Raw genomic sequence first — 26,398 nt, 5'->3', positions numbered from 1 at the left:
CACGCGGGAAGGATCTGTACCCCCGACCGGATTCGAACCGGCGCTACTGCCTTGAGAGGGCAGCGTGCTAGGCCGCTACACAACGGGGGCTTTGCAGATGAGCTCTGCGAGCTGGCCTACCTGGACTCGAACCAAGACTAACTGAACCAGAATCAGTCGTGCTGCCAATTACACCATAGGCCACCAAAACTCAACCCCCCTGCGGGGGTTTTGTTCAGGTTGTGCGCTTCCGGTTCCGGCCTTTCGGCCCGCTTCCCTCGGCGCAGGAAGAACATTACCCGAAGGAGGACGGCGCTCCAAAACGGGTATCCGCCCGCAACAGGGCGGGCAGCTCCCCCAGGCCGGTGATCCTGGTCAGCTCCGGCCGGCCGCCCACCCCGCCGCGGTCCAGCCAGATGCCGGCCAGACCGGCGGCCACGGCTCCCTCGGCGTCGATGTCCGGGTGGTCACCGACGTACGCCACCTGCCCCGGCGGCAGCCCGAGCGCGTCGCACGCGGCGTGGAAGGCGGCTGCCCGGGGCTTGGCGACGCCCAGTTCCGCCGCGCACACCACCGCCTCGAAGCGGTCGCGCACGCCCAGCACCGTCAGCTTGCGGTGCTGGTTGCGGAGGGACGAGTTCGACAGCACACCGTGCCGGAAGCCGTCCGCCAGCCGGTCCAGCGCGGGCACGGCGTCGGGGAACAGCTGCCAGGCCGCCTCGTAGTGGGTGACATAGCGGGCGAACCACTCGTCCGCCCGGGCGTCGCTCATGGCCGGCACCCCCAGGAAGTCCCGGACCCGGTCGCGCCGCTGGGCCTCGAAGTCCACTCCTCCGGCCTCGAAGCGCCGCCAGTGGAAGTGAGTGAGCTCCTTCCAGCGGGTCAGGGCCTGGTCGACGGACGCGTAGGCCTCGGCCAGACCCTCGGCCCGAAGATGCCGCTCCAGACCCGCGCGGTCGGCACCGGCGTAGTCGAAGATCGTGTCGTCGATGTCCCACAGGACGGCTCGGATCGGCATGGTCCGAGGCTACGCCGAAGGGGTGGCCTCCCGGCCGGAGACGGGCGGAAGGGCGCCGGGCGGGCCGGGGCGGCGCCCCCGCCACGGCGGGACGGCTGCCGTCGGGCGCATCGGCTGCCGGGCGCATCGGCTGCCGGAAGGGGTGCACCGGCGGGAGGACGCCCGCTCCCGGAAGACGCCCCGGGGGGCGGCGGCCCGTGGCCACCGCCCCCGGGGACGCTCGGCGACGGACTACGCCCCGAGCTTCTCCAGCGCCGTGTCGATGCGCGCCAGCGACTTCTCGCGGCCCAGGATCTGCAGCGACTCGAAGAGCGGCAGGCCCACCGTGCGGCCGGTGACCGCGACGCGGACGGGGGCCTGCGCCTTGCCGAGCTTGAGGCCGTGCTCCTCGCCCGCGGCCAGGACCGCCTCCTTCAGCGCCTCCGGGTGGGCCCAGTCGGCGGCCGCGAGCCTGTCGCGGGCCGTGCGCAGCAGGGCGCCGGAGCCCTCCTTCATCGCCTTCTGCCAGGACGTCTCGTCCTCGACCGGCTCCTTGCGGAAGAGGAAGTCGACATTGGCGGTGATGTCGGAGAGGACCGTCAGCCGGGTCTGGGCGTACGGGGCGATGGCCTCCCACGCGGACCGGTCGAAGTCCTCGGGCTCCCAGTTGGCGTGCGGGGCACGGAGCCAGGGCTCGCAGGCCTCGGCGAAGGCCTTCACGTCCAGCCGGCGGATGTGGTCGGCGTTGATCGCCTCGGCCTTCTTGAGGTCGAAGCGGGCCGGGTTGGCGTTGACGTCCGCGATGTCGAACTTCCCGACCATCTCGGCGACGGAGAACACGTCCTGGTCGGCGGAGAAGGACCAGCCGAGCAGGGAGAGGTAGTTGAGCAGGCCCTCGGGCAGGAACCCGCGCTCCCGGTAGAGGTTCAGGGACGCCTGCGGGTCGCGCTTGGAGAGCTTCTTGTTGCCCTCGCCCATGACGTACGGCAGGTGCCCGAAGAGCGGGATCCGGTGGGCGAGGCCGAGGTCGATCAGCGCCCGGTAGAGCGCGATCTGCCGCGGGGTGGAGGAGAGCAGGTCCTCGCCGCGCAGTACGTGGGTGATGTCCATCAGCGCGTCGTCGACCGGGTTGACCAGCGTGTAGAGGGGCGCGCCGGTGGCCCGGACGATGCCGTAGTCCGGCACGTTGTCCGGGGTGAAGGTGAGCTCGCCGCGGACCAGGTCGGTGAAGGTGATCGGCTCGTCGGGCATCCGGAACCGGATGATCGACTCGCGGCCCTCGCGCTCGTAGGCGGCCTTCCGCTCGTCGGAGAGGTCGCGGCAGTGGCCGTCGTAGCCGGAGGGCCGGCCGGCCGCGCGGGCGGCCTCGCGGCGCTCGTCGAGCTCGGTGACCGTGCAGTAGCAGTGGTAGGCGTACCCGCCGGCCAGCAGCTTCCCGGCGACGTCCCGGTAGAGGTCCATGCGCTGCGACTGGCGGTACGGCTCGTGCGGCCCGCCGACCTCGGGGCCCTCGTCCCAGTCGAGCCCCAGCCAGCGCAGCGAGTCCAGGAGCTGCTGGTACGACTCCTCGGAGTCGCGCGCCGCGTCCGTGTCCTCGATGCGGAAGACCATGGTGCCCTGGTTGTGCCGCGCGAAGGCCCAGTTGAAGAGGGCGGTGCGGACCAGGCCCACATGGGGGTTGCCGGTCGGCGAGGGACAGAAACGTACGCGAGGGGGTGCCCCCTGCTCGAGCGGAGCCGAGTGCTGGGGGGAGGGTCCGTTAGCCACGCTTGATCACCTTGTTGGTGAGAGTGCCGATGCCTTCGATGGTGACGGCGACCTCGTCGCCGACGTTGAGGGGGCCGACCCCGGCGGGGGTGCCGGTGAGGATGACGTCTCCGGGCAGCAGCGTCATGGCCTCGGTGAGGTGGACGACCAGGTCCTCGATGGAGTGGATCATGTCGCTCGTGCGACCCAGCTGGCGCTGCTCGCCGTTGACCGTGCACTGGATGGTGAGGTCGCCGGCGCGGGCCAGGTCGATGCCGGTCTCCACCCAGGGGCCGAGCGGGCAGGCGGTGTCGAAGCCCTTGGCCCGGGCCCACTGCTTCTCGCGCCGCTGGGCGTCGCGGGCGGTGACGTCGTTGGCGCAGGTGTAGCCGAGGACGACGTCCTTGACCCGTTCACGCGGGACGTCGCGGCACAGCCGGCCGATCACGACGGCGAGCTCGGCCTCGTAGTGCACCTCGTCGGAGAACGAGGGGTACTCGATCGCGTCGCCGGTGCCGATCACCGAGGTGGTGGGCTTGAAGAAGGCGACCGGCACCTCCGGGACCTCGTTGCCGAGCTCCGCGGCGTGCTCCGCGTAGTTGCGGCCGATGGCCACCACCTTGTTCGGGAGGACGGGCGGCAGCAGCCTGACCTTGCTCAGCGGCATCTTCGTACCCGAGAGCTCGAAGTCGCCGTAGGGGATGCCCTTGATCACGTCCAGGACGAGGCCGGCCGGATCGCCGGTTCCCTCGCCCTCGACCGCGCCGAAGGCGACATTGCCGTCGATGGAGAATCTGGCGATCCGCACGGGTGCCTCGCGCCCCTTTTGTTGGCCGGAGTCTGACGCTCCAGGCTAACGCGCGGGAGGGGGCCGTCCTGCCGGGTCAGAACGCCGCGGGGGCGTCCACCAGGGTGGTCCGGCGGGGGTTGGCCGTCTGGACGGGAAGGACGGCGGACGGTTCCGGCCGCGCCTCCGGCTGCAGATCGCCGGCGTCCTCGAGGTGCGCCAGGGTCGTGCGGCGGGGGTTGGCTATGTTGCGGAACATCGTCGTCGTCTTCATCGCTCGCCTAGTCAGTGTGCCGGTGCTTGTAAAGCGTCAGGCTAAGCAGCGATTTCCCTCCGAAAGCACGGAAGAGCCAACGATCTACGTGTGAGTTTGCTCACGACCGCAAGCCCAATTGCGTCATTTCAGACAACCGAACGCTCACTCGGAATCGGACATCGCGGACTTGAACACGCCATTCCGCTCCCGATCATCGCGACTGGGACACCCCCCACCCGTAAACGACTCGTTCGCAAAAGCCCGATTCCTCCGCTATCCCTTTCTACGTCTTGTGACATCCCGCTCACAACGTGTCACTCAGGTCACAGGCCGGTACACGGCCCTTGTTGGAGATCCGGCACTGTGCTGGAATTCCACGCACCGCCGCGGGTTACGACCGGCGCGCAGGGGGCGCAACGCAGCGCCGAGTGGCGGCGGGGAAGGGGGGAAGCGCCGGTCCACGACCACCTGGGGGCGCCTCCACCGCCCCTACGACGCCGACACCGTCCTTCCGTACCGCGGGGGACGCCTGGTCCAGAGGTTGCGACGCTAGTGCAGGGACGTTTCAAGAGGGATGGCATGGGGCGTCCCCAGGCCCGCAAGGGCCAAGGGGAAGCTGCCACTGAGAAGGAGCCGCGCGGCACGAACGACCGCGGCCCCTCGCCCCAGCACGCCCAGAACCAGGGGCCGGCGGCCGACAGCGGTGACCGCGGAGCGCGCCACGGCGCGGCCCCGGCCGCCGCGGAACCGGCGGACCGGCCCAAGGCCAAGGGCCCGTCCGACACGGGCTCCCGCATCGCCCTGCGCAACTGGCGCATCAGCACCCGGCTGGTCTCCCTGCTCGCGCTCCCCGTCGTCGCGGCGACCACCCTGGGTGGTCTGCGTATCAACGAGTCGATGAACGACATCGAGCAGCTGGACCACATGCAGCTGCTCACCAAGCTGACCAAGGAGGCCACGGCCCTCGCCGAGGCGCTCCAGGAGGAGCGCGACCACGCGGCCGGTCCGCTGGCGAACAACGGCAACGTCGACGCCTTCGAGGTCACCCAGCCCCGCCGGGAGACGGACCGCCGGAGGGAGGCCTTCCTCGCCGCGACCGTCTCCATCGGCGACACCTCGGGCGACGAGGCGCTGGAGAGCATCCACGCCAACGTCAGCCAGATCGCCCAGCAGGTGACGACGATCGCCAAGATCCGGGGCACCGCCTACGACGGCGAGGGATCGACCACGCAGACCGTCAACCGGTACAACCGGCTGATCACGTCGCTGCTCACGCTGTCCCAGGACATGGCCCAGGCCACCAACAACCCCGAGATGATCAAGCGCACCCGTGCGCTGGCGGCGTTCTCCGCCGCCAAGGAGTACGCGTCCATCCAGCGCGCGATCATCGCGGCCGCGCTCCCGGCCAACGCCAAGACCGCCGGCGAGATGAGCGAGAACGACCGCCTCACCGGCGACGACGCCGCCGAGAACGAGAAGCAGGCGCTCGCCTCGTTCAAGCGCATCTACGCCTCCCTCGGCGGCAACGCCGAGGAGCTGACCGCCCCGCTGGTGGACGGCAACTCCGAGATCGAGGAGGCGAACGAGTACGCCACTCGCGTCCTCAGCCGCCCCAGCGGCCTCGCCGGTGCCGAGCGCCGCGGTTACAAGGACTGGACGGACCAGGCCGACACCAAGATCGACGCGATGAACACCATCGAGAAGACGCTTCTCGGTGAGATGGAGAGCAAGGCCCGCGAGCTCAAGCAGGAGTCGCAGCAGGACGCCATCATCAACGGTGCGCTCATCCTGCTGGTGCTCGGTGTGTCGCTCGTCGGCGCCTTCGTCGTCGCCCGGTCCATGATCCGCTCGCTGCGCCGGCTGCAGGACACCGCCACCAGGGTCGCCCAGGACCGCCTGCCCGAACTGGTCAAGCAGCTCTCCGAGGCCGACCCGCAGGACGTGGACACCACGGTCGAGTCCGTGGGCGTGCACTCCCGGGACGAGATCGGGAAGGTGGCCGCGGCCTTCGACGACGTGCACCGCGAGGCGGTCCGCCTCGCCGCCGAGCAGGCCCTGCTGCGAGGCAACGTCAACGCGATGTTCACCAACCTGTCGCGCCGCTCGCAGGGCCTCATCCAGCGTCAGCTGTCGCTGATCTCCGAGCTGGAGTCCCGCGAGGCCGACCCGGACCAGCTGTCCTCCCTCTTCAAGCTGGACCACCTGGCGACCCGCATGCGCCGTAACGGCGAGAACCTCCTCGTCCTCGCGGGCGAGGAGCCGGGCCGCCGCTGGACCAGGCCCGTCCCCCTGGTCGACGTGCTCCGTGCCGCGGCCTCCGAGGTGGAGCAGTACGAGCGCATCGAGTTGGCCTCCGTGCCGGCGACCGACGTCGCGGGCCGGGTCGTCAACGACCTCGTGCACCTGCTCGCCGAGCTGCTGGAGAACGCGACGTCGTTCTCCTCGCCGCAGACCAAGGTGCGCGTGACCGGTCACGCCCTGCCCGACGGCCGGGTGCTCGTCGAGATCCACGACACCGGTATCGGCCTCTCCCCCGAGGACCTCGCCGCGATCAACGAGCGGCTGGCGTCGCCGCCGACCGTGGACGTCTCGGTGTCCCGCCGCATGGGTCTGTTCGTGGTCGGCCGCCTGTCCCTGCGGCACGGCATCCGCATCCAGCTCCGTCCCTCCGACTCCGGTGGCACGACCGCGCTGGTCATGCTCCCCGTCGATGTCGCCCACGGCGGCAAGAAGGCACCGGGCAAGCCCGGCCCGGGCGGGCAGAACGGCGCTCCGCAGGCTCCCGCCGGCGCCGGCCGTCCCGGTCTCGGCAGCGGTCCCCAGGCCGGGCCCGGTGGCCGTCCCGCCCCCGGCGGACAGCGCGGGCAGGTCGGCGCGGGATCGGCGCCGCGTGCGGCACTTCCCGGCCGCGACGGCGGCCCGCAGCAGGGCGGCCCGGGCCAGGACCCCGCACGGCAGGACTTCTCCGGGCAGGACTTCTCCCGGCAGGGCGGCACCGCCGCGGGCTCGTTCGGCGCGTTCGGCGGGGACTCCGGCCGCGGCCGCCCGGCCGGACCGGGTGCGCAGGACCGGGGCCAGGGCGAACGGGGCCGCGACTCCGGGCGCCCGGCGCCCGGCGGCGGCCCGCGAGGCGAACTGCCCGGCAGCGGCCGGCAGCAGCGTCCGCAGCCCGCCGGCTGGGGCGGCGAGCAGTCCCGTTCCGCCCAGGAGGCGCCGCGCGGTCACGAGGACCCGGACACCGCGGGTCGCTTCGCGGGGCCCGGTGCCGCGGGCGGCGACGGTCACGGCGGCCGCCCCGCGACCCAGGACCCCGCGGCCACCGAGCAGTTCGCGCGTCCCGACTTCAACGCCCCGCGTCCGCCGGCGGCGGGCCAGGGCCGGCCCGGAACCCCGCGTCCGCGCCAGGGCGGTGCCGACTTCGGCGCCCCGCGCCCGGCCGTGGGCAGCCTGCCCGCGCAGCCGCAGCCCGAGGCGCTGCCGCCGGCGTCCGGACCCGGCGACGGCCGCACCCCGCTGTACGACACGCTGGAGACGAACTGGTTCCACCAGAACCAGGGCGGCGGGGTGAACGGGGCCGCGCAGCCCCCGGCCGAGCCGTCGCAGTCCCAGCCGACCGGACGCCCCGCCCCGACGGGCCCGTCGCGCCGCCCGGCGGCCGACCAGGGCCGGCCGGTGCAGGGCGGCCAGCACGACGCGGGTGGCGCCTCGTGGCGCACCTCGCCCAATGACGAGCTGGTGCGCCAGGCCGAGCGGGTCCGCAAGCCCGCGGCCGGCGGCGTCACCACCTCGGGTCTGCCCCGCCGGGTCCCGCGCGCCAACCTCGTGCCGGGAACCGCGCAGGAGCAGCCCCACCAGACCGGTCCGCAGGTGTCCCGTGCGCCGGACGACGTGCGGGGCCGGCTGACCAATCTCCGTCGGGGCATCCAGCAGGGGCGTCAGGCGGGCGGCTCCGGAAACACCGGTAGCTTCAACGTCGGCCCCACTCACCAGCAGGAGCGTTAGTTGAGCCCGATGAGCCAGGCGGCGCAGAATCTGAACTGGTTGATCACCAACTTCGTGGACAACACCCCCGGGGTGTCCCACACCGTGGTGGTCTCCGCCGACGGTCTGCTGCTGGCGATGTCCGAAGGGTTTCCGCGCGACCGCGCCGACCAACTGGCGGCGGTGGCGTCCGGACTGACCTCGCTGACCGCGGGGGCGTCCCGGATCTTCGAAGGCGGCGCGGTCAACCAGACCGTCGTGGAGATGGAGCGCGGCTTCCTCTTCATCATGTCCATCTCGGACGGCTCCTCGCTGGCCGTCCTCGCCCATCCCGACGCCGACATCGGCCTCGTGGGCTACGAGATGGCTCTCCTGGTCGACCGTGCCGGCACCGTCCTCACCCCGGACCTGCGTGCCGAACTCCAAGGGAGCCTTCTCCACTAGCGATCACCGGCGGGCCCGCCGTCCGCGGGTGCGCCCCAGGCAACCCCTCATCCGTCCACTCACCGTCCGGCCGCCCCAACCGGCCCCCCACCGGCCCAGTCAGACGGCACAGCCGACCACTTGCTGTCACGCCCGGAGGATTCATGACCCCGCCCCCCGCCTCTCACGATCCGTACGGTGTCCCCATGGACACCGATTACGGTCATGAAGGCGACCAGCCGCTGGTGCGTCCGTACGCGATGACCGGCGGCCGGACCCGGCCGCGCTATCAACTCGCCATCGAGGCGCTGGTCAGCACCACGGCCGACCCGGCGCACCTGTCGACGCTGCTGCCCGAGCACCAGCGGATCTGCCACCTCTGCCGGGAGGTCAAGTCGGTGGCCGAGGTGTCGGCGCTGCTGTCGATGCCGCTGGGTGTGGCGCGGATCCTGGTGGCGGACCTGGCGGAAGCCGGCATGGTGGCGATCCACCAGCCGGGTAACGGAGAGGCCGGCGGCACGCCGGACGTGACACTGCTCGAAAGGGTGCTCAGTGGACTTCGCAAGCTCTAGCGGCGGTGCTGCCCGCTCAACCACCAGTGCGAAGATCGTGGTGGCGGGTGGCTTCGGCGTGGGCAAGACCACGTTCGTCGGCGCCGTCTCGGAGATCAACCCGCTGCGCACCGAGGCCGTCATGACGTCCGCGTCGGCCGGCATCGACGACCTCACCCACACCGGCGACAAGACCACCACCACGGTGGCCATGGACTTCGGCCGCATCACACTCGACCAGGACCTCATCCTCTACCTGTTCGGCACCCCCGGACAGGACCGCTTCTGGTTCATGTGGGACGACCTCGTCCGCGGCGCCATCGGCGCCGTCGTCCTCGTCGACACCCGCAGACTCGCCGACTGCTTCCCCGCCGTCGACTACTTCGAGAACAGCGGCCTGCCGTTCGTCGTGGCTCTCAACGGCTTCGAGGGACACCAGCCGTACACGCCGGAGGAGGTGCGCGAGGCGTTGCAGATCGGACCCGACGCACCGATCATCACGACCGACGCCCGCCACCGCGCCGACGCCAAGAGCGCCCTCATCACCCTCGTCGAACACGCACTCATGGCCCGCCTCAAGTAGAAGTGGTCACAAGGCAGTTGTCGTAGACCTTTCATGGACGGGCCGTGTCCCTTTGACACGGCCCGCCTCCATGTTCATAACGTTTCGACAGAGAATTCGGGGGGTTCGGACACCCGACGCATCCGAGTGGTACCGCTGTGCTCATACAGGCCCCTCTTTTTGCCGGGGCTCGTTCTTTATGCCCGTTTTATCTTTGGTTCGGAGAGTCCGGATCGGCCGGTTCCCTCTGTTTGGAACCGACCCCCCCGGCGTGCTGAAATCAACGAACTCATGAGTAGTACGGCCCTGAACAATAATCGGCACAACCTAGGTGCCGACGCCGAGAGGTTGTTGGTCGAGTGAGGCGAAGCAAGACGAGCTCCGCGGAGCAGCAGTCGCGGGGCAACTTCACCCCGCCCCTGCGCGCAGCGGCGTCGCCCGCGGATGTGCAGCCCGTGGAGCCCACCACCACCGGTGGCAGCTCCAGCAGGCTGTCGCCGCGCAACTGGCGTGTGCCGACCCGGCTGAACGCGATCCTCCTCATACCCGTGCTGGTCGGCCTCGTCATGGGCGGCTTCCAGGTGAAGGGGTCGATCGACACCTGGAACGAGGCCCAGGACGCCGAGAAGACGGCGCTCATCGTCCGCGCCGCCTCGGAGTACGGCCAGGCCCTCCTCAACGAGCGGGACCTCACCGCGGAGCCCCTGCTGAAGGGCGACCGGGAGAGCAGGGTCGTCACGGAGGCGCGGGCCGCCACCGACGCGGCCAAGCGGAAGTTCGACGAGGCCGTCAAGGACATGCCGGAGAAGGAGGGCCTCCAGCGGCGCCTGAACCTGTTCCGCGCCGCGGAGCCCGGCCTGGAGAGGCTGCGCGAGGTCGCCTACACGACCCAGTTCGAGACGGCGACCAAGTCCGAGGGCGAGGACCCGGACGACCCCTCCGACGACCAGCGGGGCCCGGTCGCCACCCAGGAGAGCTACGTCGGCGTCCAGCACTACCTGATGGAGTTCGCCAACGAACTCGGTCTCGGCACCGGCAACGTGACGAGCTACGGCCGGATGGTGTACGCGATCCAGCTGGCCAAGGCCGCCGAATCGCTTCAGCGCTCCATCGGCATGGAACTGCTCGTCCGTCCGAGCAAGAAGAAGGACATCAGGGCCGGCCAGACCATCGCCTTCACCTCCTACGCGTACCTCGAGGGCATCGCCCTCGGCGAGTACCAGTCCGGCGGCACCCAGGCCGACGTGGACAGGCTGAAGGAGGTCATGGCCAAGAAGACGGAGGAGGGCCGGAAGGCGCTTGCCGCCGCCGCCACCGCCGCGGCCGCCTCGGGCCAGACGTTCCAGCCTCCGCCCAAGGACGAGGACGGCTCCGTCCTCGGCGGCATGGTCGGTGCGATCAGCACCGGTGCCGACCCCGACGAGCTCGCGGAGATCGGCGTCACCAAGGACGTCTGGATGCCGGCCGCCACCGCCAAGTTCGAGGGCTACAGCGAGGTCGAGAAGGAACTCGTCGACAAGGCCGTGGCCGAGGCGGCCCGGATCTCCGACGAGGCCAAGACCGATGCCTTCGTCAACGGTCTGATCGTCGTCGTCGCGCTGCTCACCGCGTTCATCCTGGCCGGCATGGTGGCCCGCCAGATGAGCCGCTCGATGCGCCAGCTGCGCACCGCCGCCTTCGGCATCGCCGAGCAGCGCCTGCCGATGCTCGTCGACCAGCTCTCGCGCACCGAGCCGGGCCGGGTGGACACCCGTGTGCAGCCGATCCCGATCGACAGCCAGGACGAGATCGGCGAGGTCGCCCGCGCCTTCGACCAGGTCCACCGCGAGGCCGTGCGGCTCGCCGCCGAGCAGGCGATGCTCCGCGGCAACGTCAACGCGATCTTCACCAACCTGTCGCGCCGCAACCAGTCCCTGATCGAGGGACAGCTGACCCTGATCACCGACCTGGAGAACAACGAGGCCGACCCGGACCAGCTGGAGAACCTCTTCAAGCTGGACCACCTGGCGACCCGTATGCGCCGCAACGGCGAGAACCTCCTCGTGCTCGCCGGCGAGGAGCCGGGCCGCCGCTGGAACCAGCCGGTGCCGCTGGTGGACGTGCTCCGCGCCGCCTCCTCCGAGGTGGAGTCCTACGAGCGCATCGAGCTCACCGGCGTCCCGGAGACCGAGATCCACGGCCAGGCCGTGACCGACCTCGTGCACCTGCTCGCCGAGCTGCTGGAGAACGCCACCACGTTCTCGTCCCCGCAGACGAAGGTCCGCGTCACCGCGACGCGGCTGCCCGACGGCCGGGTCATGATCGAGATTCATGACAAGGGCATCGGGCTGACCGCCGAGGACTTCGCCGACATCAACCACAAGCTGGCCAACCCGCCGACGGTGGACGCCGCCGTCTCGCAGCGCATGGGCCTCTTCGTGGTCGGCCGGCTGTCCGACCGGCACGGCATCCGCGTCCAGCTCCGCCCGTCGGGCGAGCAGGCCGGTACGACGTCGCTGGTCATGCTCCCGGACGCGATCACCCACGGCGGCGGTGGCGAGGCGGCGGTCCCCGAGGACGACTTCACGGTCTCCCAGATGATCCCGGCGCAGGAGTCCTTCGAAGCCGCTCCGATGCGCACCGCGGCGGAGCTCGGTTTCGACGACTCCCGCTACGAGGAGCAACCGGCCGAAGCCCGGCAGCTGGACCCGGTCAACCGCTCGCTGATGCGCGAGGAACGACGGGCGGCGCTGGAGGCGCAGTCCGGCGGCGACCGTCCGCTGTTCCGCGACGAGTCCGAGCAGGGCTACGCCGATCAGGGGAGCTACGCCGAGGAGCAGTACGAGCAGGGCTACGCACAGGAGCAGCAGTCCGCCTACGACCAGAACGGGTACGAGCGCAACGGCTACGAGCCCGGCGGCTACGACCGGAACGGCTACAACGCCGACGGGTACGACGCCAACGGGTACGAGAACACGGGCGAGTTCCAGGTTTCCGGCGGTTACCCCGAGCACCGGGAGCAGACCTATGCGGAAGCCTCGTACGATGGCTCGCAGGGCTCCGCACCGGAGTACGACAACGGCTACGCTCCCCGGCCCGGCCAGGGAGAGTGGGCGGACCAGAACGCGTACCAGGGTGCGTACGAGCCGGAGTACCGGCCGGATGCGGAATCTGCTCCCCCCGCTCCCGCGAACGGCGCGGAGCGCGTAGGCTTCGAGCGTCCGGCTCCGGCCACCGGCTCCGGCCACCAGCTGACGGACGCCGGTCTGCCGCGCCGCGGCAGCAGCCAGCAGGGACAGCAGGCGCAGGGACAGCAGGCGCAGCAGGAGGCGCAGTGGCCTTCCTCCACCGGCAGCGCCGGCCGGACGCAGGAACGGGCCGAGCAGCAGGCCCCCCAGGCGGCCCAGGCCGGAGGCACGGAGGCGGGCGGCTCCGACGAGTGGCGCTCGAAGAACGACGAGCGCTGGCAGCGGGCCGAGAAGCTCCGCAAGCCTGCGGCCGGCGGAGTCACCTCGTCCGGGCTTCCCCGCCGGGTTCCCAAGGCCAATCTGATCGAGGGCACGGCAGAGCAGACCCCGCAGAGCGGCCCTCAGGTGTCCCGCGCCCCTGAGGACGTGCGTGGCAGGTTGAGCAACCTGCGGCGCGGTGTCCAGCAGGGACGCAGCGCGGGAACGGACACGAACGGATCGGGCTACGGCCCGGGCAGTACCTACAACCAGGAGCGTTAGTGTGAGCCCGATGAGCCAGGCGGCGCAGAATCTGAACTGGTTGATCACCAACTTCGTGGACAACACCCCCGGGGTGTCCCACACCGTGGTGGTCTCCGCCGACGGACTCCTGCTGGCGATGTCCGAAGGGTTTCCGCGCGACCGCGCCGACCAACTGGCGGCGGTGGCGTCCGGACTGACCTCGCTGACCGCGGGGGCGTCCCGGATCTTCGAAGGCGGCGCGGTCAACCAGACCGTCGTGGAGATGGAGCGCGGCTTCCTCTTCATCATGTCCATCTCGGACGGCTCCTCGCTGGCCGTCCTCGCCCACCCCGACGCCGACATCGGCCTCGTGGGCTACGAGATGGCTCTCCTGGTCGACCGTGCCGGCACCGTCCTCACCCCGGACCTGCGTGCCGAACTCCAGGGAAGTCTTCTCAACTAGCTGAACGGCAGTGCGTTTGCCGCCACCGCGCCATAGGGTGCGGTGGCGCGGCTCCACAGGGACATGGACCGGCGTACGGCACTCGGAGGAGGAATCGTGGCAACACCCCCAGGCGGACACCCATACGAAGGGGCTCAGCAGTCTCCGGGTGAGCACGCTCAGAACCGCTTCAACTTCCCCTCTTCACCGAGCAGGGGCGGTGGTCCCCAGCCCTATCAGCGGCCGCAGCAGCCGTACGACCCGTCGTACCACCAGCCGCAGGGGCCCCGGAGCCGTCCGGCGGCTCCTCGCCGGGCTCCGGAGCCGGGTCCCGCGTCGGGCGGCAGCAACCCGCTGGTGCGTCCGTACGCGATGACCGGCGGCCGGACCCGGCCGCGCTACCAGCTCGCCATCGAGGCGCTGGTCAGCACCACGGCCGATCCCGCCCGGCTGCAAGGGCAGTTGCCCGAGCACCAGCGGATCTGCCGGCTGTGCTTCGAGATCAAGTCGGTGGCCGAGATCTCGGCACTCCTCTCCATCCCCCTCGGCGTCGCCCGGATCCTCGTAGCCGACCTGGCCGAGGCCGGACTCGTCGCCATCCACCAGCCCGGCGGCGACGAGACCGCCGGCGGCCAGCCAGACGTGACACTGCTCGAAAGGGTGCTCAGTGGACTTCGCAAGCTCTAGCGGCGGTGCTGCCCGCTCAACCACCAGTGCGAAGATCGTGGTGGCGGGTGGCTTCGGCGTGGGCAAGACCACGTTCGTCGGCGCCGTCTCGGAGATCAACCCGCTGCGCACCGAGGCCGTCATGACGTCCGCGTCGGCCGGCATCGACGACCTCACACACACCGGCGACAAGACCACCACCACGGTGGCCATGGACTTCGGCCGCATCACACTCGACCAGGACCTCATCCTCTACCTGTTCGGCACCCCCGGACAGGACCGCTTCTGGTTCATGTGGGACGACCTCGTCCGCGGCGCCATCGGCGCCGTCGTCCTCGTCGACACCCGCAGACTCGCCGACTGCTTCCCCGCCGTCGACTACTTCGAGAACAGCGGCCTCCCGTTCGTCATCGCCCTCAACGGCTTCGACGGCCACCAGCCCTACACTCCCGACGAAGTCCGCGAAGCCCTCCAGATCGGACCCGACGCACCGATCATCACCACCGACGCCCGCCACCGCGCCGACGCCAAGAGCGCCCTCATCACCCTCGTCGAACACGCACTCATGGCCCGCCTGCGCTAGGACCGTCGCGCGGCAGGACCACCGCGGGCCAGGACCGTCGCGCGGCAGGACCGTCAGGCCGTGCGTCCCGGGTGCGCCGTCCCAGCGCGTCCGTCCTCTCGCCCCGTCCCGGCCGGGACGGGGAACGGCGAGAACCCCTTCCGGTCCCCGACGCCGTCAGCCCTCCGCCCCGCTGGACCTCGTCCAGCGGGGCGGAGGGCTGTGCGGGGTGGGTTGCCGGGCGTGCGACGGTCCTGTCGCAGGGGCCGGGAGCGACGGCGGCACCGGTGGCCATCGGCCCCCACCGGCCACGCGTGCGGCCCCCGGCCGGGTACGGCCGCAACGCGGCCGGTGGCCGCCTTCCGGGACTCCTCTCCTTCGCCGACCCCCGACGGCGCCCGACGGCGCCCGACGGCTCTCTCGGCTCTCAGCGGCTCTCAGCGGCTCCCGTAGCAGAACGTCGGCGCCCGACGGCTCTCATCGGCGACGCGGATCCCGCCCCGAACACGACGACGGCCTGCGCGACCCCAAGCGGGTCGTGCAGGCCGTCTGCAGGCTGTGGTCGTACGGGCCGTGGTCGTACCGCCCCCCGATCGGCCGGGGGCGTCCGTTCCCGGACGGGCCAAGGGCCCGGGGCCCGGAGGGGCGGCGGTGTCAGCCCTGCCAGGAGTGCGGCGCGCGGAAGCCGGACTGACGCTCCAGACGGCGCCACCCGGCGGTGCTGCGGCCGCGGTGGGCCTGGGCTGCCTGCGGCTGCGACGCGGCGCGGGCGAGGAGAACGGCCGTGATCGCGGCGAGTTCCTCGGGGTCGGCGTGACCCTTCTCGACGCGGAGCAGGGATTCGGCGGGCGTGATCATATGCAGCATTCTCCTCGTGGGTTACTGCGGGGGGTTGCCGTGCTTGCGGGACGGCAGGTCGGCGTGCTTCGTACGGAGCATGGCGAGGGAGCGGATCAGCACCTCGCGGGTCTCGGCCGGGTCGATGACGTCGTCGACCAGTCCGCGCTCCGCCGCGTAGTAGGGATGCATCAGCTCGGCCTTGTACTCCTTGACCATGCGGGCGCGCATGGCGTCGGGGTCCTCGGCATCGGCGATCTGACGGCGGAAGATGACGTTGGCCGCGCCCTCGGCGCCCATCACGGCGATCTCGTTCGTCGGCCACGCGTAGGTGAGGTCGGCCCCGATGGACTGGGAGTCCATGACGATGTACGCGCCGCCGTAGGCCTTGCGCAGGATCAGCGAGATGCGGGGCACGGTGGCGTTGCAGTAGGCGTAGAGGAGCTTCGCGCCGTGACGGATGATGCCGCCGTGCTCCTGGTCGACTCCGGGCAGGAAGCCCGGCACGTCCAGCAGCGTGATGATCGGGATGTTGAAGGCGTCGCACATCTGGACGAAGCGCGCGGCCTTCTCGCTCGCCTCGATGTCGAGGACGCCGGCCAGCGACTGCGGCTGGTTGGCCACGATCCCGACGACCTGGCCGTCGAGACGGCCGAGGGCGCAGATGATGTTGCGCGCCCAGCGCTCGTGGATCTCCAGGTAGTCGCCGTCGTCGACGATCTCCTCGATCACCTTGTGCATGTCGTAGGGACGGTTGCCGTCGGCCGGGACCAGGTCCAGCAGGACGTCCGAGCGGCGGTCCGCCGGGTCCTCGCTCTGCACCTGCGGCGGGTTCTCCCGATTGTTCTGCGGGAGCATCGACAGCAGGTAGCGGACCTCCGCGATGCAGGTCTCCTCGTCGTCGTAGGCGAAGTGGGCCACACCGCTCGTCTCGGCGTGCACGTCGGCGCCGCCGAGGCCGTTCTGCGTGATGTCCTCCCCGGTGACCGCCTTGACCACGTCCGGGCCGGTGATGAACATCTGCGAGGTCTCACGGACCATGAACACGAAGTCGGTGAGCGCCGGCGAGTAGGCCGCGCCGCCGGCGCACGGGCCGAGCATCACGCTGATCTGCGGGATGACTCCCGAGGCCCTGGTGTTGCGCTGGAAGATGCCGCCGTAGCCCGCGAGGGCGGAGACGCCCTCCTGGATACGGGCCCCGGCGCCGTCGTTCAGGGACACCAGGGGCGCACCGGCCGCGATCGCCATGTCCATGATCTTGTGGATCTTCGTGGCGTGGGCCTCGCCGAGGGCACCGCCGAAGATCCGGAAGTCGTGTGCGTAGACGAAGACCGTGCGGCCCTCGACCGTGCCCCAGCCCGTGATCACACCGTCGGTGTAGGGCTTCTTCGCTTCGAGTCCGAAGCCCGAGGCACGGTGCCGCCGGAGCTGCTCGACCTCACGGAACGACCCCGCGTCCAGCAGCAGCTCGATGCGCTCTCGCGCGGTCAGCTTGCCCTTGGCGTGCTGCGCCTCGGTGGCCCGGTCACCGGGTCCGCGCCGCGCCTGCTCACGAAGGGCGTGCAGCTCGGCCACACGCCCTCGCGCGTCGGTCGGCTCGCCTGCGGTCTCGTCCAAAACGGTCATGTACGAACCCTACGGAGCCCACCGAGAAAATCCTGCCGTTGACTCCGTACAGTCTCGCGCCCGTTCTGCTGTCACCCCCGCACAGAACCGTTTCGCAGCGCAGGTGAAGTACCAGTGGAAGGTCCCGGCGATTTGTCGTGGTCCGACAACGGCGTCAGACGATGGCCACCGCACGGCAAGGTACGACACCCGACGCTCCCCCGAGCGCGACGCGACCTGGGGCACGGGCCCCGCACCCCGTACCCCGGCCGGAGGATCCGGGTCCGGGGCCAGCCGCACCGGACGGGCATGAGACGCGCTCCAACGACCGCCCCGGACACGGGGGTTCGCCGGCGCGAAGCCCGCGGGACCGGGCGCCCGCCCGTTCCGGCGAGCCCGCCGCGGACATGACGATCAGGGTACCCACCGCGGTGGCCGGCCGGCACGGTGCCGCAGTCGGCGCCCGCGGGCGGACGACGGCCGACTGGCGGATATCCGCATTGTCGGGGATCTCCAGCCGCCCCGGCCGCCGGGCGCCGGCCGCCACCGCCCGGCGGGAGGCCCCGGGGGCCCGGATGTACTCGTACGACGAGTTCACCGGATCGGTCCCTTCGGCCGGGCCACCGGGCCCGGAGCCGCAGACCCGCAGCGACAGGGCCGGAGGCGACAGGGCCGGAGGCGACAGGGCCGGAAGCGACAGGGCCGGAAGCGGCGGGGCCGCCGTTCGGGGCGCCGAGGGCATCGGAGCCCCGCGACGACCCGGCCGGCGTCCCTCGGGGCCGCACGCCACGGCGACGGGCGGAACGGCCACGGGCGGAGCAGCCACGAAGGGATGTGGGCCAGAGGCCGACCAAAAGGTTGAAACTTGAACGGGAATGCTTCTATGGTGGACGTCGTTGAAGGTTCAACGAGTGGCCGGGAAGGCCACCGACCCGCCCGACCACGTCCCCGAGGAGCACATCATGGGCCTGTTCAACCGCAAGACCGACGCCGCCACCGACACCGCCACCGCCGTGCGTACGGTGGACCCGGCCCTGGCCGCGCTGACCGGCACGTACACCATCGACCCGGCCCACAGCAGCATCGGCTTCACCGTTCGCCACGCGATGGTCACCAATGTGCGCGGTACGTTCGGCGACCACGAGGGCACCCTGCACCTGGACGGCGAGGACCCCTCCCGCTCCACCGCGGCCATCGAGGTCGGGATCTCCGGGATCGACACCGGCATCGCCGACCGCGACGCCCACCTGCGCAGCGGCGACTTCTTCGACGTCGAGAGGTTCCCGGTGATGTCCTTCCGCTCGAGCAGCGCCGAGCAGCTCGGCGGCGAGAAGTACCGCATCACCGGAGACCTCACCATCAAGGACGTCACCCGCCCGCTCTCCATCGACCTGGAGTTCAACGGCGCGGCGACCGACGTCTACGGCAACCAGCGCGTCGGCTTCGAGGGCGGCGCCGAGATCCTGCGCTCCGACTGGGGCCTGACCTGGAACGCCGCGCTGGAAGCCGGCGGCGTGATGGTCAGCGACAAGGTGAAGCTGCACTTCGACATCTCGGCGATCAGGCAGGCCGCCTGACCGCGCGCCTCCGCCCGGCCGGTGCTCCCCCACCCCCCCCCGGACGGGGGAGCACCGCCGTACACACCCGGGCGCCCTCACGTGCGGTCCCACGGCGCGGCGTGGGACCGCACGTGTCCGGCGCGCATCGGAGGCCACGGGCCCGGCCGGGCGGCGGGGCGGTGAGCAGTCACCGCCCTCGCCACAGCGGAATCTCGACGTCGATGACCGGGCCGGTGGCGCGGCCGGGCGGCGCGTGCAGGTTCTCCAGCACCTGGAGCATCGGCACATTGGCCGCGTCGACCGCCGCGGTCAGGGTGTGGAGCCCGATCCGCCGGGCGACCTCGGCCGCATGGGCGGCGAGCGCGGTGCCCAGACCCTTGCGCTGCCAGGCGTCCTCGATCAGCACGGCGAACTCCCCCACGCCCCACCGGTCGGTACGCATGACATTGGTCATCGCGATGACGCGGTCCGTCCGGTGGGCGGTGGTGGTGACCAGGGTGGTGCCGCGCTGCGGATCGCACAGCAGCCGCCAGCCGGCGGCGGACAGCCCGGGCGTCCCCGCGTGATAGCGCATGGCCCGGCTCCCGGCCGAGCAGCGGCGGTGCAGCGCCTGGACCGGACCGAGGTCGGCGGGGGCCGCCTCGCGCGTCCGGGTGAGTGTGCCGTCGGCCAGGGTGATGGGGTGTCCGGTGCGTCGCGTCCCGGTTGCGGACATACGGGGGCCTCCTCGGTCGGCCGGTACGAATGGAGCGCCGCGGACCCCCGTACGGGCGGACGCCCGTCGCGGCACATGTCACAGTCTTTTGCGACCGCAACGCCGACTCAAGAGGGGTTCGCGCCATCCTGGCTACGCTTCGCACAGGTTGCGTCACCGAACGGAGCGGATCGACGGCGCGGGCCCTGGCTCGGCCCTGGTGGAGGCGGTGGCTCGGCCCGCGCGAGGCGGGGCGGCCCAGCCCGCGTGGGGCCGGTGGCTCAGCCCTCGTAGGGCCGGTGGCTCGGCCCGCGGAGCCGGTGGCTCAGCCCGCGCGGAGGCGGTGGACCGACTCGCCCGTGCGGGTCTCGATCTCCGCGGCCACCTCGTGCAGCAGCGAGTGGCTCACCCCGTTCAGGGCCCGCGCCACCGCCAGTTCATCGCCGATATGGGGGATGTCCTGGTCCGCTCGGTTGCGGTGGGCCGTGCCCTCGCCGACGTACAGTTCCGCGTTCTGGCCCCGCAGACGCGCCTCCGCCTGGGTGGTGCGGTCGCTCTCGGTGATGACGATCTCGACGTTCCACTTCTTGGTGCGCATCAGAATCCACCGCCTCCGTCGAAGCCTCCTCCGGAGCCCCAGTCGCCGAAGCCGCCGCCGAAGTCGGAGGAGCTGAAGTCGGCCCCGGAGAAGTCGCCGCCGTCGAAATCGCCGCCGCCGTACTCGGCGCCGTACGCCGGGGTGGACAGGGCACTGCCCAGCAGCGTGCCGGCGAGCAGGCCGGGCAGCAGCGCGCCGCCGAAGTAGCCGCCCGCCCAGGGCCCGTAGGCCGGACCGGCCTCCCAGTACGGGCGGCGGCCGGACTCGGTCTCCACGGTCCGGGCCATGGGGTCCTCGCCGTCCTGGAGACGGGCCGCGTCGGCGGCGCACACGGGTACCTCGCGGGGGGTGCCGGCCGCCGGGGTCCAGCTCATGTCGGCCGTGGACGGGCCGTGGCGCGGGTCGAAGAAGCACGGAGCCCGGCGCTCGGGGAGCGGGGCGCCCTCCCTGCGCGCGGCCAGCACCGCCAGCGCGTAGCGGCCCTCCTCCAGCGCCCCGGTGACGACCCGCACGTCGTGGGGGTGTTCCGCGGCCGCCATGGCGGACTTGGCCTCCTCGTAGGAGTCCAGGGCGCGTTCGTAGTCGGCGCGCATCGCGTCGTCGGCGCCCGGCTCGGACGGGTGGAAGTCGAGCCGGTCCAGCTCCTCGCCGTAGGCGGTGATGTCCTCGTCGACGACCACCCGCAGCTTCTCCAGCGCCGCCCGCTCCTCCTCGGCCCTGCGGCGGCGGTTGCGGCGGACCACGGCGTAGGCGCCGGCGCCGCCCGCGGCGAGCACGGCGCCCACGGCGATCAGCGAGCCCGTCCCGGCGCCGGTGGGGTCGGATCCGTCGCTCCAGGACGCCGGTGCGCTGCCGCGGACGGTGGGGAGCGCCTGGTCGACGAAGTTGCCGAGCTGTGTGGCGGCGTCCGTACCCGGGGTGTTCACTCCGGAGACGAGGTTGCGCACCGCGTTCCGCGGCATCACGGTGCCGTCGGCGCCCGCGTCGAAGCGGTCGCCGAGGCGGATGCCGTACAGCCCGGTGATTCCGGTGGCGGTACGCAGATCGCGCAGCACGCTGTCCGCGGGGAACTGCGGGCTCTCGGGCAGGACGGCGACGAACACGGGCTTGTCCGCGTTCACGATCCTCTGCTCGAGGGCCTTCTCGTCGGCCTGGGAGAGCTGGGCACGGGCGGCCGGGTCCACATAGACCGGGTCCTGCTTCAGCGCGGCGGCCGCGTCGGAGACGCCCGTGGTTCCGGCGCCCGCGCCGGGAGCCAGGGCCAGCAGCAGAAGGAGTGCCAGCCCGGCGAGGGCAGACAGCAGGGCGAACGGCCTGGTCCTCATAGCATCGAAGCTACCTGAACAGCGCGGAATAGGACATAGCCCCTGGTGGTGCCACCAGGGGCCGTGTGCAGCACCAGGAGCCGCCGACGGGCCCGGCCACTCCGCGGGCCCGGCACCCCGAAGGCCGGCACCTCGCGGCCCCGGCTACTCCGCGGGCCCGGCTACTCCGCGGGCTCGACGCCCGCGCGCAGCAGTCCGTAGGTGTACGCGTCCTCCAGGGCCTGCCAGGAGGCGGCGATGATGTTGTCGCCGACGCCCACCGTGGACCATTCGCCGGTGCCGTCGCCGGTGGTGACCAGCACCCGGGTGGTCGAGCCCGTGCCGTGCCGGCCCTCGAGGATGCGGACGCGGTAGTCGACCAGCTCCAGCTTGGCGAGCTGGGGGTAGATCCGCTCCAGGCCCACCCGCATCGCCCGGTCCAGCGCGTTGACGGGACCGTTGCCCTCGGCGGTGGCGACGATGCGCTCGCCCTTGGCCCACAGCTTCACCGTGGCCTCGTTGGCGTGGCTGCCGTCGGGACGGTCCTCGACGATGACCCGCCAGGACTCGGTGCGGAAGTAGGTGAGCGCACGCCCTTCCGCCTCCGCGCGCAGCAGCAGCTCGAAGGACGCGTCGGCGGCCTCGTACGTGTAGCCGCGCAGTTCGCGCTCCTTGACCCGCTCGACGACCCGGCCGATGAGCTCCCGGTCGCCGCGGAGGTCGACGCCGAGCTCCCTGCCCTTGAGCTCGACGGAGGCGCGGCCGGCCATGTCGGAGACCAGCATCCGCATGGTGTTGCCGACCCGCTCGGGGTCGATGTGCTGGTAGAGGTCGGGGTCGACCTTGATCGCGGAGGCGTGCAGCCCGGCCTTGTGGGCGAAGGCGGAGACACCCACGTAGGGCTGGTGGGTGGACGGCGTGAGGTTGACGACCTCGGCGATGGCGTGCGAGATCCGGGTCATCTCCCGCAGTGCGCCCGGGGGCAGCACCTGCTTGCCGTACTTCAGCTCCAGCGCCGCCACGACCGGGAAGAGGTTGGCGTTGCCGACGCGCTCCCCGTAGCCGTTGGCGGTGCACTGGACGTGCGTCGCACCCGCGTCGACGGCGGCGAGCGTGTTCGCCACCGCGCACCCGGTGTCGTCCTGGGCGTGGATGCCGAGGCGCGCGCCGGTGTCGGCGAGGACGGTGGCGACGACCGCCTGGACCTGGGCGGGCAGCATGCCGCCGTTGGTGTCGCAGAGGATGACCACGTCGGCGCCCGCCTCGTGGGCGGTGCGGACGACCGCCTTGGCGTAGCCGGGATTGGCGCGGTAGCCGTCGAAGAAGTGCTCGCAGTCGACGAACACGCGTCTGCCCTGCGCGCGCAGATGGGAGACGGTGTCGCGGACCATCTCCAGGTTCTCGTCGAGGGTCGTGCGCAGCGCGAGTTCGACATGGCGGTCGTGGGACTTGGCCACCAGTGTGATCACCGGGGCCCCGGAGTCCAGCAATGCCTTGACCTGCGGGTCCTCGGCGGCGGCCGCACCCGCACGGCGGGTGGCGCCGAAGGCGACGAGCTGGGCGTGCTTGAAGTCGATCTCCTGGCGGGCCCGGGCGAAGAACTCCGTGTCCCGGGGGTTGGCGCCCGGCCAGCCGCCCTCGATGAAGCCCACGCCGAACTCGTCGAGGTGCCGGGCGATGGTCAGCTTGTCCGCGACGGTGAGGTTGATGCCCTCGCGCTGCGCTCCGTCGCGCAGCGTGGTGTCGAAGACATGGAAGCCGTCGTCGAGGACCGTGTACCCATCGGTGTCGGTGGCCTCTGTGGTCATGGCTGTTGTGACTCCTGTCGGATGAGTGGCTCCGGAAGCTCTGGCTCCACTTGCCCCCATCTTCGCGCGCCTCGGTCTCCGGCCGCGGGTGGGGCCGCAAAACGAAAAAACCCCTCGCGGGTGCGAGAGGTCTGCGCGCGGGTCTGGGGCACGGTGCCGCCGCCGCGGGGGGTTGCTGTCCACGGTTCAGCGGTCACTGCGGACCGGCGCGCTGCTGCCGATAATCATGGCGAATGCGAGCACGGTGGCAGTCTGCCACATATGCGTGCCGGGGTGGACAGCGGTCTCAGTATGCGGGCGGTGTGCCGACCGCGCAGGCGATCGGGCCCGCTCCGGCACCCGATCGGCGGGCGGGGGCCGCCCGGCCGGGTGGTAGGGGAATCCCCATGAGCTCACTCCCCCCCACGGGTCCGCCCACGGGACCCGTCCCCCGGCCCTCCGGACCGCCTCCCGGTCAGCCCCCTCCGGGGGGCGGGGCACGCCGCGGAGGCGACCGGCGCAGGCGTGCACTGATCGCCGGAGGCGCGGCCGCGGTGCTGGTGCTCACCGTGGTGCTGGTGATGTCGCTCGGCGGCGGCGATGACGAGGGCGGCGGGGGTGCGGTCTCGCCCGCGCCCACCGGAACGCGGCCCACCGACACCAAGGCCGCGGAGGCCGAGGCGCGGGCCGTCGCGACGCGGGTCGCGCTCACACCCCCGGACTGGGGTCCCGGCTTCGCCCGGCACACACCGTACGAGGTGGACCCCGCCCCGGAGTCACTGGTGCGGGAGAACTGCGAGTTCGCCAGCCGGCCCAGCCGCATCGGAACGCTGGCGTCGCTGCTGCGCAACGTGACCGAGACGGCGACGGGCATCGCGGGGACGTCCGAGGTCAAGGTGTTCGCCGACGACGCCACGGCGCAGCGGTACCTCGCCGACGCCCGGGACAACATCCACCGCTGTCCGGAGCAGTTCCGCGGCAAGGAGCGCTGGAACGACGTGCGCGAGGCGAGCCCCCCGGAACTGCCGGGCTTCGACGAACTGGTCGCCGAGGAGGGCCGCCAGGTGGTCACGGCGAAGGGGGCCAAGGTCAACGACGTCTATGTGATCGCCACCGGGCGGGACGGCCGGAACGTCCTCAGCGCCTACGTGGTCGGCAAGGCCGATCTGGACGCGCAGATCCGGAAGTACGCCACCGACACGCTGCGGAAGATGCACCAGCGCCTCGGGCAGCAGCCGGAGGCGGCCGCGGGGAGATGACCACCGGCGCGGGGCGACGACCACGGCACGAGGAGATGACCACCGGCGCGGGACGATGACCACGGCACGAGGGATGACCACGGCGCGGGACGGTGACCACGGCGCGGGACGGTGACCACCGGCGCGGCGCCCGCGCCCGCGGACCGTCCGGGCGGCCCGGACAGCCCCCGGCCCGACCCGTACCGTGGCGCCCGCGCCCGTGGAGCGTCCGGCCGCTACCGGCGGCGCCCGTACCCCCGCGGGACCGCGCCGCCGAAGGGCCGGGCGGCCGGGCACCCCGGGCGCGGCGGCCGGCGGTCACGGGAGCAGCGAGTCGGCGATGAACTCCCGCACATGGGCCAGCACCTGGTCCCGGCCGGTGCCCGGTATGCCGACCGCCACATGCACGCTGAAGCCGTCGAGCAGCGCACGCAGCCGCGCGGCGTAGCGGTCCGGGTCCACGGCGCGGAACTCGCCGCGCGAGACGCCCTCGGCGAGCAGGGCGACGAGATCGCGGTGCCAGGCGCCCTCGATGGCGGCCTGCCGGGCGCGGGCGTCCTCGTCCGCGTTCTGCGAGCGGTTCCAGACCTCCAGCCACAGCGTCCAGTGCGGATCGCGGGGCCCGTCGGGGACGTACAGGTCCACATACGCGTCGAGCCGCTCGCCGGCGGTGGCCGGACGGGACAGCAGCGCGCTGCGCTCGAGACCGAGCCGCCCCTCGCTCCACTCCAGGGTCCGCAGCAGCAGCTCGTCCTTGGTGCGGAAGTAGTAGAGCAGATGCCCGCTGCTCATACCGACCTCGCGGCCGAGTCCGGCCATGGTCAGCCCGTCGAGCCCGTGCTCGGCGATCGTCGCCATCGCCGCGGCGAGCACCTCCTCGCGGGGAGGTGCGGTGTTGCGGCGTCGGGAGCCCGGAGGAACGTTCACCCGTACGTTCTACCCGATCCCCCGGCCGGCCGCCGACGGGCCCGGAGCGGGCCCGGGGCGGCCCCGAGGCCGGTTCCCGGGCCCGCCGGAGGGCCGCCGTGCCGGGGCCCGGACACCGGAGCCTCGCCGCCCGGTGGACGGCGAAGCGCACGCGCCGTGCCGGGCACTCCCGGGCACCGGGTCAGGCCTTCGGCTGCTGCTGGGTGATGCAGTGCACGCCCCCGCCGCCCGCGAAGACCGCGCGGGCGTCGACCAGGGTCACCGTCCGCTCCGGGAAGAGGCGGCGGAAGATGCCGGCCGCGATCTCGTCGTGGGGGTCGTCGAAGGAGCCCAGTACCACTCCCCCGTTGCAGAGGTAGTGGTTGATGTACGAGTAGTCGACCCACTCCCCCTGCTCGTCCCTCAGCACGGTCGGCGCCGGGACCTCGACGACCTCCAGCGTGCGCCCGCGGGCGTCCGTGTGACCGCGGAGGATCTCCGCGTACGTCCGGGAGCGCTCGTGATCCGGGTGGGCCGGGTCCTTCTGGCTGTGGACGAGGACCACACCCGGCCGGGCGAACGCCGCGACGATGTCGACATGGCCCTGGGTGCCGTATCTGCCGTAGTCGCCGGACAGGCCGTGCGGCAGCCAGATCGCCTTGCTGGTACCGAGCTTGGCGTGGATCTCCGCCTCGACCTGCTCACGCGTCCAGCCGGGGTTGCGCCCGGCACCGAGCTGGACGGTCTCCGTCAGCAGGACCGTGCCCTCGCCGTCGACGTGGATCGCGCCGCCCTCGTTGACGAGCGTCGAGGGCAGGACGGGCACGTCCACCAGGTCCGCCACATGGCGGGCGATCTTGGAGTCGTGCTCCCAGCGCGCCCAGTCCTGGGCGCCCCAGCCGTTGAACACCCAGTCCACTGCGGCGAGGCCGCCCTCGCCGTCGGTGACGAACGTCGGGCCGATGTCCCGCATCCACGCGTCGTCCAGCTCGCGCTCCACGATCTCGACGTCCGCCCCCAGCAGCGCCCGCGCGCCCTCCGTCTGCCCGGGTCCCACCACCATGGTGACCGGTTCGAAGCGGCGCACGGCGCGGGCGACGGCGGCCCAGGCGGCACGGGCCTCGGCGAGCTCCACGTCGTCGGTGAAGGTCGGGTTGGGGCCCGGCCAGGCCATCCAGGTTCGCTCGTGCGGGGCCCACTCGGGCGGCATGCGGAACGTCATCACGGATCCTTGGTGAGGGGTTCGGAGC

Annotated in this window: 22 protein-coding genes and 2 tRNA genes; 10 read left to right on the top strand and 14 right to left on the bottom strand. The window is 71.9% G+C overall.

The annotated features are described in order from the left end of the window. Positions 1-17 precede the first annotated feature (17 nt). The 6 genes from DDW44_RS21965 to DDW44_RS32150 all read right to left on the bottom strand — a co-directional run bounded on the left by DDW44_RS21965 (position 18) and on the right by DDW44_RS32150 (position 3,783). Positions 18-90, bottom strand: a tRNA-Glu gene (locus tag DDW44_RS21965). Between the two features lie 21 nt (positions 91-111). After that, positions 112-183 (bottom strand) — tRNA-Gln (locus tag DDW44_RS21960). A 91-nt stretch (positions 184-274) separates the two neighbouring features. Further along, positions 275-997 (bottom strand): HAD family hydrolase, encoded by a 723-nt coding sequence (locus DDW44_RS21955; protein WP_018891886.1) that lies wholly within the window; start codon positions 995-997, stop codon positions 275-277. 231 nt (positions 998-1,228) lie between these two features. Continuing rightward, the gene (gene gltX, locus DDW44_RS21950; RefSeq protein ID WP_108907466.1) at positions 1,229-2,743 is read right to left on the bottom strand and encodes a glutamate--tRNA ligase; all 1,515 of its coding nucleotides are present in this window, start codon (positions 2,741-2,743) and stop codon (positions 1,229-1,231) included. Then, the gene (locus DDW44_RS21945) at positions 2,736-3,530 is read right to left on the bottom strand and encodes a fumarylacetoacetate hydrolase family protein (RefSeq protein WP_108907465.1); all 795 of its coding nucleotides are present in this window, start codon (positions 3,528-3,530) and stop codon (positions 2,736-2,738) included. The genes gltX and DDW44_RS21945 overlap by 8 nt, the downstream gene beginning before the upstream one ends. Positions 3,531-3,606: 76 nt before the next feature. After that, positions 3,607-3,783, bottom strand: a complete 177-nt coding sequence (locus tag DDW44_RS32150) for a hypothetical protein (RefSeq protein WP_017947587.1) — start codon at positions 3,781-3,783, stop codon at positions 3,607-3,609. 561 nt (positions 3,784-4,344) lie between these two features. Between DDW44_RS32150 and DDW44_RS21940 the strand changes: the two genes are divergently transcribed. From DDW44_RS21940 to DDW44_RS21905, 8 genes are all read left to right on the top strand, one after another. Further along, entirely contained in the window at positions 4,345-7,767 is a 3,423-nt protein-coding gene (locus DDW44_RS21940) for a sensor histidine kinase (RefSeq protein ID WP_108907464.1), read from the top strand. A 9-nt stretch (positions 7,768-7,776) separates the two neighbouring features. Next, positions 7,777-8,190, top strand: coding sequence for a roadblock/LC7 domain-containing protein (locus DDW44_RS21935; protein WP_017947585.1), 414 nt, complete (start codon positions 7,777-7,779; stop codon positions 8,188-8,190). A gap of 143 nt (positions 8,191-8,333) precedes the next feature. Beyond that, entirely contained in the window at positions 8,334-8,741 is a 408-nt protein-coding gene (locus DDW44_RS21930; protein WP_026165243.1) for a DUF742 domain-containing protein, read from the top strand. Further along, the gene (locus tag DDW44_RS21925) at positions 8,722-9,303 is read left to right on the top strand and encodes a GTP-binding protein (RefSeq protein WP_026165628.1); all 582 of its coding nucleotides are present in this window, start codon (positions 8,722-8,724) and stop codon (positions 9,301-9,303) included. Before DDW44_RS21930 ends, DDW44_RS21925 begins: the two co-directional genes overlap by 20 nt. Positions 9,304-9,641: 338 nt before the next feature. Then, positions 9,642-12,989, top strand: coding sequence for a sensor histidine kinase (locus DDW44_RS21920; RefSeq protein ID WP_108907463.1), 3,348 nt, complete (start codon positions 9,642-9,644; stop codon positions 12,987-12,989). Between the two features lie 10 nt (positions 12,990-12,999). Further along, positions 13,000-13,413, top strand: a complete 414-nt coding sequence (locus tag DDW44_RS21915) for a roadblock/LC7 domain-containing protein (RefSeq protein WP_030980891.1) — start codon at positions 13,000-13,002, stop codon at positions 13,411-13,413. A 96-nt stretch (positions 13,414-13,509) separates the two neighbouring features. Continuing rightward, positions 13,510-14,079, top strand: a complete 570-nt coding sequence (locus tag DDW44_RS21910; RefSeq protein WP_108907462.1) for a DUF742 domain-containing protein — start codon at positions 13,510-13,512, stop codon at positions 14,077-14,079. Beyond that, positions 14,060-14,641: a GTP-binding protein gene (locus DDW44_RS21905; RefSeq protein ID WP_026165101.1), complete on the top strand. Its 582-nt coding sequence runs from the start codon at positions 14,060-14,062 to the stop codon at positions 14,639-14,641. Before DDW44_RS21910 ends, DDW44_RS21905 begins: the two co-directional genes overlap by 20 nt. Before the next feature lie 633 nt (positions 14,642-15,274). On the opposite strand, the gene DDW44_RS21900 is transcribed toward DDW44_RS21905, so the two are convergent. After that, positions 15,275-15,478 (bottom strand): acyl-CoA carboxylase subunit epsilon, encoded by a 204-nt coding sequence (locus DDW44_RS21900; RefSeq protein ID WP_017946704.1) that lies wholly within the window; start codon positions 15,476-15,478, stop codon positions 15,275-15,277. Positions 15,479-15,499: 21 nt separating this feature from the next. After that, entirely contained in the window at positions 15,500-17,083 is a 1,584-nt protein-coding gene (locus DDW44_RS21895; protein ID WP_026165102.1) for an acyl-CoA carboxylase subunit beta, read from the bottom strand. Between the two features lie 941 nt (positions 17,084-18,024). Here DDW44_RS21895 and DDW44_RS21890 point away from each other — a divergent pair. After that, positions 18,025-18,639 carry a YceI family protein gene (locus DDW44_RS21890; protein ID WP_108908902.1) on the top strand — a complete coding sequence of 205 codons (615 nt, stop codon included), beginning with the start codon at positions 18,025-18,027 and terminating at the stop codon, positions 18,637-18,639. Positions 18,640-18,808: 169 nt separating this feature from the next. Here the strand turns inward: DDW44_RS21890 and DDW44_RS21885 are convergent, their stop codons facing one another. The 4 genes from DDW44_RS21885 to cimA all read right to left on the bottom strand — a co-directional run bounded on the left by DDW44_RS21885 (position 18,809) and on the right by cimA (position 23,025). Continuing rightward, positions 18,809-19,336, bottom strand: coding sequence for a GNAT family N-acetyltransferase (locus tag DDW44_RS21885; protein ID WP_017946707.1), 528 nt, complete (start codon positions 19,334-19,336; stop codon positions 18,809-18,811). 304 nt (positions 19,337-19,640) lie between these two features. Then, on the bottom strand, positions 19,641-19,913 hold the full coding sequence (locus tag DDW44_RS21880; protein ID WP_017946708.1) for a DUF1876 domain-containing protein: 273 nt from the start codon (positions 19,911-19,913) through the stop codon (positions 19,641-19,643). Next, positions 19,913-21,238: a hypothetical protein gene (locus tag DDW44_RS21875; protein WP_108907461.1), complete on the bottom strand. Its 1,326-nt coding sequence runs from the start codon at positions 21,236-21,238 to the stop codon at positions 19,913-19,915. Before DDW44_RS21875 ends, DDW44_RS21880 begins: the two co-directional genes overlap by 1 nt. A 161-nt stretch (positions 21,239-21,399) precedes the next feature. Continuing rightward, the gene (gene cimA, locus DDW44_RS21870; protein WP_018891250.1) at positions 21,400-23,025 is read right to left on the bottom strand and encodes a citramalate synthase; all 1,626 of its coding nucleotides are present in this window, start codon (positions 23,023-23,025) and stop codon (positions 21,400-21,402) included. 533 nt (positions 23,026-23,558) lie between these two features. Here cimA and DDW44_RS21865 point away from each other — a divergent pair. After that, positions 23,559-24,263, top strand: coding sequence for a hypothetical protein (locus tag DDW44_RS21865; protein WP_108907460.1), 705 nt, complete (start codon positions 23,559-23,561; stop codon positions 24,261-24,263). Between the two features lie 297 nt (positions 24,264-24,560). Here DDW44_RS21865 and DDW44_RS21860 read toward each other — a convergent pair whose 3' ends face one another. Together DDW44_RS21860 and DDW44_RS21855 are read right to left on the bottom strand one after the other, a co-directional pair. Next, positions 24,561-25,100: a TetR/AcrR family transcriptional regulator gene (locus tag DDW44_RS21860; RefSeq protein WP_212765379.1), complete on the bottom strand. Its 540-nt coding sequence runs from the start codon at positions 25,098-25,100 to the stop codon at positions 24,561-24,563. 250 nt (positions 25,101-25,350) lie between these two features. After that, positions 25,351-26,370, bottom strand: a complete 1,020-nt coding sequence (locus DDW44_RS21855; protein ID WP_017946713.1) for an agmatine deiminase family protein — start codon at positions 26,368-26,370, stop codon at positions 25,351-25,353. Positions 26,371-26,398: the final 28 nt, after the last annotated feature.

The organism is Streptomyces tirandamycinicus, assembly GCF_003097515.1.
GTDB classification, from domain to species: domain Bacteria; phylum Actinomycetota; class Actinomycetes; order Streptomycetales; family Streptomycetaceae; genus Streptomyces; species Streptomyces tirandamycinicus.
The sequence above is the reverse complement of the archived record's forward strand: the minus strand, read 5'-3'. Positions and strand labels throughout refer to the sequence as shown.